We start from the raw sequence: 1183 nt of genomic DNA on the forward strand, positions 1-1183 counted from the left end.
ACTCGAACCGTGACTCGCTTCTCCTTGGTCATCATGGCATCAGTCGCAATTGCCGCGACTGTTCTCGCCTTTTCATGTTCTCCAGGGGGCGCCGAGTTTCTCGATGGTCTTCGATTTGGCGAGTTAGATCGTCGATGTAAAAGCGCAACCGAGGTCGTTCATAGGCGCCTGCCAACGGATGTCATCGACATAGAGGACCAACCGTGGGCCAGCGTACACAACGAAACCTATGCGCCACATGTCATCGTTGTGCAATTGCTGGTTGAACCTCAGGCTGTGGCTGCTGTGAACTTGCGCTATGTCGATGATGTGAGTCCTACAGAACCATGCCGCGGATCTTTCGTTACGGTTGTGCATGGGCTCGACTCAATGCCGGAGGCCGTTAACTGCACACAGCGCACTCGGTCCGACAGCGTCCCCCCGTCTCCGGTTTTGGTCAAAATTGAACACGGTCGACTGGACCGGGACATTCGACCCCTCAGAATGGTTGTCATTGACGTGAAGTCAGGCGACGTGATCGCGGAACAGTCTTCATACGAACTTCTCCTTGGTCATCTTCGTGGCAAGAATAGGCTTTGGTATGGAATGGGAGGATCTCAGGTGGCACGCGCCTGCAAACTCACCTCACCAAGGAAGTTCATCGAATCGGTAGTCCGTTAGAGATGTTGGTGCAAACGAGTTCTAACCCTGCGTTCGAGCCGACTCGCAACGGCCGGCCACTACAGGCCCCCATTTCATTCTGGGCCTTCCGCGCCCAGCCGCCGCTCGCGGCTCAACTTCGACGTTAGAAGGCTATGGCCAGTACTGCTCTTTCGCTCGCGGATCAACTTCAGCTTGTTCTCGACGGCCGCATTTCATTGGATAACGTTTCCGACAATCCGGAAAACGCGGGAGAACCTTTGGCAAGCTGCTTTCATGGACTCCAACATTTCCTAATGGATGAGGACATTCGGACCAAGGACTCGGCCTATCTGGAAATGCAGGAATCAGAAATGCGAAAACTTATTGCGCTACTTCGCCAAGGCGCAGACGGAAAAGTGCTCGCGAGAATCAGCTTCCTTGGCAGGTCAAGTGTTACAGCCTTCTAACCGGTCGCTCGAGTGGACCTCCGCCAGCTGGCCGCGCTACGCTGCCTGTATATTTTCAGCTCCGCGCGGCCAGCTGGCTGCGGCCCCTCAGCTCG

The 1183-nt window shown here is 55.4% G+C and carries 1 protein-coding gene; it reads left to right on the plus strand.

Annotated features, from left to right (window positions below; genetic code table 11):
* Positions 1 to 794 precede the first annotated feature (794 nt).
* The gene (locus LNV07_RS25335) at positions 795 to 1088 is read left to right on the plus strand and encodes a hypothetical protein (protein WP_263573992.1); all 294 of its coding nucleotides are present in this window, start codon (positions 795 to 797) and stop codon (positions 1086 to 1088) included.
* The last annotated feature ends 95 nt before the right edge of the window (positions 1089 to 1183 follow it).

The organism is Roseateles oligotrophus, assembly GCF_025717515.1.
Lineage (GTDB): Bacteria > Pseudomonadota > Gammaproteobacteria > Burkholderiales > Burkholderiaceae_C > Paucibacter_A > Paucibacter_A oligotrophus.

What these genes read in the sequence shown, in the direction of transcription:
- LNV07_RS25335 (WP_263573992.1), top strand. Translation starts at nt 795, where the DNA reads ATGGCCAGTACTGCTCTTTCGCTCGCGGATCAACTTCAGCTTGTTCTC.